The organism is uncultured Campylobacter sp. (assembly GCF_938031315.1).
Classification (GTDB): Bacteria; Campylobacterota; Campylobacteria; order Campylobacterales; family Campylobacteraceae; genus Campylobacter_B.
This window is the reverse complement of the sequence record NZ_CALHHT010000238.1, coordinates 1-6,631: the sequence shown is the minus strand read 5'-3', so window position 1 is coordinate 6,631 and position 6,631 is coordinate 1. Positions and strand designations below refer to the sequence as shown.

Sequence of the window (6,631 nt, the reverse complement as noted above, 5' to 3'; positions counted from 1 at the left end):
ACATCAAAAATTTTGACCTACCCCGGTCGCGGACGAGCAATCTTCTCCACTCTCCGCTGCCAACTCCACCGACGGCTGCAAGCAGAACGAAGCAGTAGCGCTTCCAAACTACCTGCGATCCATCTTAAAATTTTAAAATTTTGCCTCTTTTTAAAATTTTACGACCTCGTTTTAAAATTTCGCGCTCAAATTTAAAGCTAAATTTTAAGTCAAAGTCGCCGCATATCATCCGTTCGTGTCTATTCGCCGAAATTCCGCGCGCTGTATGCCAAAAAAGCGTATCGACCGCGAGCGATAAATTCCCGCTTTTCGCCGTTTATACGATCCATAAAAATTTTATCCTTTCAGCCTTTAAATTTACGCTTTTTTGGAGCCGAACTCTATCACGGCCTCCTCCTCGCCGAACCACATCACGGAGTTTTTCATATCGCAAAACCTCGCCTCATCCGCCATCAGCTCCGCTAACACCGCTCGCGCTACCTCGCTGTTTCGTGCGTCCGCAAACGCCTGCACGCTTTCATACCATAGCTCGCCCATCGCGTCGTAGCCAAACGCCGCCGTCTCACGCTTGGTGCTTGACCCTCGGGAAAGACGGGAATAGTTTTTGCATAGCGGACGATATTTAGTGCCTTTTGATTAGCCAAAACCTTTTGTGAATGCGCCGCCCAGTGTGCCACAAACTCCTGCTGCGTGATACTCGGCGCCTTTTTTACTAACATCGTGATCTTAAACATAACCGCTCCCTAAATGAAATTTATCGCAAAATTTGCGCCCTATTCTATGATGCATCCGCGTTTTTGCAATTTTGCTTAGCATTCTTTGCGTCTAAATAGACTTTGAAAAAATTTAAAATAGCACCCGTACGCGCGAGCACAAATCGCCAAAAATGCATAAACCTCGCCGTTTACAACTTAAATCGCTGTCAATCTCACTTAGTTTAACTACCTAAAGCGCCATTTACGGCTACAGTCAAAATAAATTCCGCAGGCTCTTTGCGGGCAAATCAAAATTCTGCCGAGCTTTAGCAGACGATGAAAATTTTACCGACTTTTGACGCGCATAAATTCTCTTCGTTTTAATGGGCGAGATAAGATCCGCGAGCATTCAAAAAGCGATAAGGCGGACGGGCGGCAACCCTCTTGCGCCGCCGCGCGCGAATTGCGTTGCTGCGTACGAACCTAGCCCTTGCTCGCCAAAAACCTCTGCAAAATTATCATCGCGGCGATGCTATCAAAGCGCGGATCCTTGCCGCCGCCTTTAGCGCCTTTGCTCGCAAACTCCGCCGCTTCGGCGCTCGAAAAGCTCTCGTCTTGAAATTTTATCTCGCCGTCAAAATCCAGCAGCGAGGCGAAGTGGCGTATGCGCCTGCTCATCTCCTCCTCGCTCGCCCCGCCACGCGGCACGCCCAGAACGAGCACGCTGGCGCCCTTTTCGCGCAGCAGCTCGCTTAGCTCGCACGCGGCTTGGGTGCGGTTTTTGCGCAGGATCGGCTCGCACGGAAGCGGCGTCTTATCATCCGGTGCCGCCGCCACGCCGATACGTTTAAGCCCAAGATCGATCGCAACTATCAAATTTCATCCTTTACTAATATCAAATTTCGCAGAATTACGCCATTAAAATTCTATCGCGGAAATTTCGCGATCGGAATTTCATAGCTAAATTTTATCGCAGAATTCCACCGTGGAATTTTATGAAATTTCATACAAAATAGGCATAATAAATTTCACTCGCTCGCGCCGCTTGCGAGCTATTAAATTTAGCGTGCCACGAGCTTCAAATTCCAAAATTTCGATCGCCGCGCCCGGCTCAGTACATCCGCACTGAGTCCACGCGAGCTGCACGTAAGCGACACCCAAACTCACGGCGGGCATAAATCCTGCCGTGCAGGTGCCGGACGTGCAACCAACCCACCCCACGCAAAATCAAAATTTTAAAGCGGGTTCGCATTCACGCGACGGAGCAGATACAAGCCCCCCCCCACGCTTTATAGCTCGTAAATTTTACTGCTACGATCAAAATTTTCCCTTGCGGCAAATTTAGCCTACTACACTCGCGCTGAAATCCGCAGCCAAATTTACCCGCAAAAATTTAGCACGATAGGCAAGCAAACATTTAAACGCTATTTAAGAAAATTTCATGCATTTTAACGCTTAAATTCCGCACCGCAAAGTATTTATAGATCGCGAGAAGCATTCACAAACCGATCATTACCGCAAGTGGGGCAAGCGGAACTGCACAAACAAACCACGCTGATTTGTTTTAAGCTCAAGCGCAACTTGCGGAAAGTAAAATTTTACCGAGCCGCTTTTTTTATAAATTTAAACACCAACCGCGCAGACTACGCGCCGTGCAAACAAGCCGTGTAAGCAATAGCGACGCACAAATATAGCGAGCAAGCGCCAGCCGCCAACTACTTTGCCACGACCTTTGCGCCTAAAATTTCGATCCTGCCTTCAAGCTCGTATTCGTAAATTTTATCGCCGAAGCGCTCGATCGCCGCTTGCAGATCGGAATTTAGCGCTAAAAATTCCATCACTTCATCCTGCGCGCGCTCGGTGCTTTGCGGCGTCTGTGGAGCTAAAGAAGCTACGAACTCGCCAAAATCCGCGATCAGCCGTGCCTGAGATTTTGCGAGCAGATCGTTCGTGCCCGCGCTCTCGTCCATGCGGTGCGGCAGCACGTAGACGGGTATGCCCATTTCGCGGGCCAGGCGCGCGCTTTGCAGCGAGCCGCTGCGGGGCTCGGCTTGAGCGACGATCAGTGCCTCGGACAGCGCCACGACGATGCGGTTGCGCTGCAAAAACTGAAATCCGCGCGCGCTCACGCCGTCCTCATACTCGCTAAGCGCGAGACTGCGTTCGTAAATTTTGCCGATCATGGCGGCGTTTTGCGCGGGATAAATTTGATCAAGGCCGTTTCCAAAAACCGCGATCGTGTTTGGAAACGCCCCTTCGTGCGCGGCTATGTCGCAGCCGATCGCCGCGCCGCTTACGACGCAAAAGTCCGCATCGCTCAAAGCGCGCGCAAGCCGCAGGATCAAATTTTTGCTATAAACGCTCATCTTACGCGAGCCTACGATCGAGATGCGGCGCTTTTGTAACATCGCCGGCTCGCCCCTAAAATACAGCTGCGCGGGCTCGCTCGCACCGAGCCTTGCTAGGCTTGGAATTTTAAAACCGAGCTCACTCGTAGTACTCATAAATTTCGTCCAAATAGACCAAATCGACCTCGCCTAGGATGTCGGCGCTGTTTGCAAGCGCGCGCAAAGTGGAGCTTTTGGGATGGCCGATGGCGATGGCGTAACCCTGTTTTTTAGCAAGCGTCACGGCTTCGCGCAGCTTTTTACGCACCGCGGCGACGCTATTTTGATTATCTAAAAACACGTCGCGATGCACGTATCGCATACCGAGCCCATTCATCGCCGCCTTAGCCTTCGTAGCGGGGCTCGTGCGCGAGTCGATAAATAAAAATCCATGCTCGTTCATCGCGCGCAGCAGGTTTTGCATCGCGCGCTCGTCGGCGGTAAATTTAGAACCGGTGTGGTTGTTTATAAATTTAGCGTTCGGGAAGTCCGCGCGCAGCTTGGCTATGACGCCGCGCAGCTTCTCGTAATTATCCGAGGCTCGCAGCGTCGCGGAGTTATTTTTAGCAGAGCTCGCCTCCATCGGCAGGTGGATCGCGTAATGCTCAAAGCCGCGAGCGAGCGAGCGCGTGTCCTTGCGCTGATACTCGGGCGGGAAGATGGACGGCGTCACGCGCACGGGCAGCGCAGCGATCTTTTGCGCCTGCTCGTCGGTGCCTACGTCGTCGATGATGATCGCTAGCTTTGCGCGAGAGCCTGCAGGCAGGGCCTTGCGCGGCGATTTAGAAAGATCGTCCGTGCCGCTAGAAACGTGGCTTTGCGCGATAGAATTTATGGAATTTTCGGATGCGGAATTTACTGCCGTAAAATTTACGTCAGGTCCGTCACTCGCCGAATTTACGGAAGCCATAGAATTTACGGAATTTTGCGAATCGCCGTTTGCGGAATTTTGCCTCGTTAAATTTTGTCTTGCGGAATTTTGCGAGGCAGGCTCTACGGGAAGCTTCGGCGCGGTTACGTTTTGCTCAGCGATCTTATCAAGCTCCTTTTGAATCAAAGCTTCCTTTTCCGCAGCGCTTAAACGCGGCTTTTTACCGCGAGAATCGGAAGTGCTATCTGGGGCTTGCTTGCGCGAGCTTTGCTGCAACGCAGCCTTATTGCCAGAAAATACGAGATCCAAAACCGCGTAGGTAACCGCACCGCTTAAAAAGCATAAGATTACGACAAAGGCGATCGCTATATAATTGATCGGGCGCTTTTTGCGGCGCCCGCGTGGATTTGTATTAGCCAAAGCTCAGCCGAAATCAGTTTTTATCTTTGTTTATGAGCTTACCCTTGGCGATCCACGGCATCATCGCGCGAAGCTTCTCGCCGGTTTTACTAAGCAAGCTATTTGCCGTGATATTGCGCTCGGCGTTCATTCGCACGTAGCCTGCCTTGCGCTCGAGGATGAAGTCTTTTGCAAATTTGCCATTTTGGATCTCCTTTAGCACCTCTTTCATCGCCGCTTTGCTGCTTTCATTTACGACGCGGTTTCCGCTTACGTAATCGCCGTATTCTGCGGTGTTTGAGATCGAGTAGCGCATATCGGCCATGCCGCCTTGATAGATGAGATCCACGATCAGCTTCATCTCGTGCTGGCACTCAAAATATGCCATCTCGGGCTCATATCCCGCCTCGACGAGAGTTTCAAAGCCCGCATTAATGAGCGCGCAAAGTCCGCCGCAAAGCACAGCCTGCTCGCCGAAAAGATCGGTCTCGGTCTCTGCTTTAAAAGTCGTTTCGATGATGCCGGTGCGGCCGCCGCCGATCGCGCTTGCGTAGCTTAGAGCGAGCTCTTTGGCTCTGCCGCTTTCGTTTTGCGAAACGGCGATCAGCATCGGTACGCCGCCGCCGCTTACAAACTCGTTGCGAACGGTGTGGCCCGGGGCTTTCGGAGCGATCATAATGCAATCGATGCCCTTTGGAGGGACGATCTGTCCGAAGTGGATATTAAAGCCGTGCGCGAACGCGATCGCGTTGCCCTCGCTTAAATTCGGCTCGATCTCCGCTTTGAAAATGTCGCTTTGAAACTCATCAGGCGTTAGGATCATCACAAGATCCGCAGCCTTCGTAGCCTCGCCGACGCTCATTACTTTAAAGCCCTTTGCTTCGGCCTTACTCCAGCTCGCGCCGCCTTTTTTCAGGCCCACAATGACCTCTACGCCGCTATCGCGCAAATTTTCGGCGTGAGCGTGCCCTTGCGAGCCAAAGCCGATCATAGCGACCTTTTTAGCCTTAATCAAACCCAAATCGCAATCTTTGTCGTAAAAAACGTTTATTGCCATAACGCATCCTTTTTTAAAAATTTAGGCGAGATTGTAGCTAAAATTTGCTTTTACGTAGATAAACCGCGCGCCGCAAGGGCGGATAAAGAAATTTTGAGCTATCATTGAGGCATAATTTAGCTTTAAAAGGAGCGAAAATGAAAGTGGGATTTATCGGCGGCGGAAATATGGGCGAGGCGATGATCGCCGCACTTTGCAGAGCTGCCGGGCAAGATTGCGCGGCGGGTGGAGAAAATTTTACAGAGGATAAAGAAAATTCCGCGCACGGCGGGCAGAATTTTGTGAGGGGGTATAGAAAATGAGAGTGGGAAATTTTTGCGCTTATTTTTGAAAGTTCCTAAGATAGGCGATTTGAAAAGCTTCACTCTCAGTTGTAATGCAAGAATTTTGCGGCGGCAAAAATCCCAACGATCCCAAAACGCCAATTTCATCCCAAAACAAGCGAAATTTTAAACGCCTTTATAGGCAATTAAAGCCCAGTTAACGAATATTTAAATGCATTTTAAAGCCTTATCCCGAATTCCTCTTTTCGGAGCTAAATATTGCCTAAGGTTTGCCACAGAGAGCATGGCAAAATATGGATTAATCATCATATTTTTTAAGAAAATGATGATTAATACTACGATTTATCGCATTTGCCGTGCTTTTCTTTAATCATCATCATAAAATTTTGCGATTAAGCCACTTTAAACTTAAAAACGCTCGCTCGATTAATCATCATTTTAAGTTTAGTTTTATAGTATAGTTTTAGTAAGAATTTATATGATTAAGGAACATAAAAATCAAAAATATGTTCCTTAATAAAGCTTAATGTTCCTTAATACTTTCGCAAAAGCGCATTTATGCTATTTTTATAAAAAGGAACATTAAAGATAACCCCCAACCTTTTAGCCTAATCTTAAAAAATGTTTTTTTGATTAAGGAACATTTTAAGTTTAGTTTTATAGTAGAGTTTTAGCAAGAATTTATATGATTAAGACACATAAAAATCAAAAATATGTGTCTTAATAAAGCTAAAGTATCTTAATCATCATCAAAATACCTTATTCTCGGTTTTGCGATTAAGACACATACAAAAAAAACAACACAAAGACGACCGTCAAACTTAAGAATTCGCTTCTTGATTAAGACACATATTAAGGTTATTCTTATATTTTAAAATATTTTTATATTGATATTAAATTTGCACTGAACCTTACCCACTATTTTTAACTGATCTATT

General features: G+C 48.2%; 8 protein-coding genes. 2 read left to right on the top strand and 6 right to left on the bottom strand.

Going from position 1 to position 6,631, the window contains the following annotated elements; all coding sequences use genetic code 11:
• Positions 1–195, top strand: a 195-nt coding sequence (locus tag Q0236_RS06085; protein WP_297916066.1) for a hypothetical protein, incomplete at its 5' end; no start/stop codon positions are given.
• A gap of 162 nt (positions 196–357) precedes the next feature.
• Here Q0236_RS06085 and Q0236_RS06080 read toward each other — a convergent pair.
• The 6 genes from Q0236_RS06080 to ilvC form a co-directional block, all read right to left on the bottom strand.
• A complete protein-coding gene (locus tag Q0236_RS06080) occupies positions 358–537 on the bottom strand; it encodes an EthD domain-containing protein (RefSeq protein WP_297916064.1) in 180 nt (59 codons plus the stop codon).
• A 641-nt stretch (positions 538–1,178) separates the two neighbouring features.
• On the bottom strand, positions 1,179–1,571 hold the full coding sequence (gene ruvX / locus Q0236_RS06075) for a Holliday junction resolvase RuvX (protein WP_297916063.1): 393 nt from the start codon (positions 1,569–1,571) through the stop codon (positions 1,179–1,181).
• 117 nt (positions 1,572–1,688) lie between these two features.
• Positions 1,689–1,871, bottom strand: a complete 183-nt coding sequence (locus tag Q0236_RS06070; protein WP_297916061.1) for a hypothetical protein — start codon at positions 1,869–1,871, stop codon at positions 1,689–1,691.
• Between the two features lie 539 nt (positions 1,872–2,410).
• The gene (locus Q0236_RS06065; protein ID WP_297916059.1) at positions 2,411–3,199 is read right to left on the bottom strand and encodes a DNA-processing protein DprA; all 789 of its coding nucleotides are present in this window, start codon (positions 3,197–3,199) and stop codon (positions 2,411–2,413) included.
• Positions 3,183–4,373 carry a divergent polysaccharide deacetylase family protein gene (locus tag Q0236_RS06060; protein ID WP_297916057.1) on the bottom strand — a complete coding sequence of 397 codons (1,191 nt, stop codon included), beginning with the start codon at positions 4,371–4,373 and terminating at the stop codon, positions 3,183–3,185. Before Q0236_RS06060 ends, Q0236_RS06065 begins: the two co-directional genes overlap by 17 nt.
• Positions 4,374–4,386: 13 nt before the next feature.
• Positions 4,387–5,409 (bottom strand): ketol-acid reductoisomerase, encoded by a 1,023-nt coding sequence (ilvC, locus tag Q0236_RS06055; protein ID WP_297916055.1) that lies wholly within the window; start codon positions 5,407–5,409, stop codon positions 4,387–4,389.
• A 137-nt stretch (positions 5,410–5,546) separates the two neighbouring features.
• Here ilvC and Q0236_RS06050 point away from each other — a divergent pair, with 137 nt between their 5' ends.
• Entirely contained in the window at positions 5,547–5,711 is a 165-nt protein-coding gene (locus tag Q0236_RS06050) for a hypothetical protein (protein WP_297916053.1), read from the top strand.
• The last annotated feature ends 920 nt before the right edge of the window (positions 5,712–6,631 follow it).

Bases quoted from the DNA above. Each gene is read 5' to 3' on its own strand.
- Q0236_RS06080 (WP_297916064.1), bottom strand. From the start codon at position 537: ATGGGCGAGCTATGGTATGAAAGCGTGCAGGCGTTTGCGGACGCACGA.
- Q0236_RS06070 (WP_297916061.1), bottom strand. From the start codon at position 1,871: ATGCCCGCCGTGAGTTTGGGTGTCGCTTACGTGCAGCTCGCGTGGACT.
- Q0236_RS06065 (WP_297916059.1), bottom strand. From the start codon at position 3,199: ATGAGTACTACGAGTGAGCTCGGTTTTAAAATTCCAAGCCTAGCAAGG.
- ilvC (WP_297916055.1), bottom strand. From the start codon at position 5,409: ATGGCAATAAACGTTTTTTACGACAAAGATTGCGATTTGGGTTTGATT.
- Q0236_RS06050 (WP_297916053.1), top strand. From the start codon at position 5,547: ATGAAAGTGGGATTTATCGGCGGCGGAAATATGGGCGAGGCGATGATC.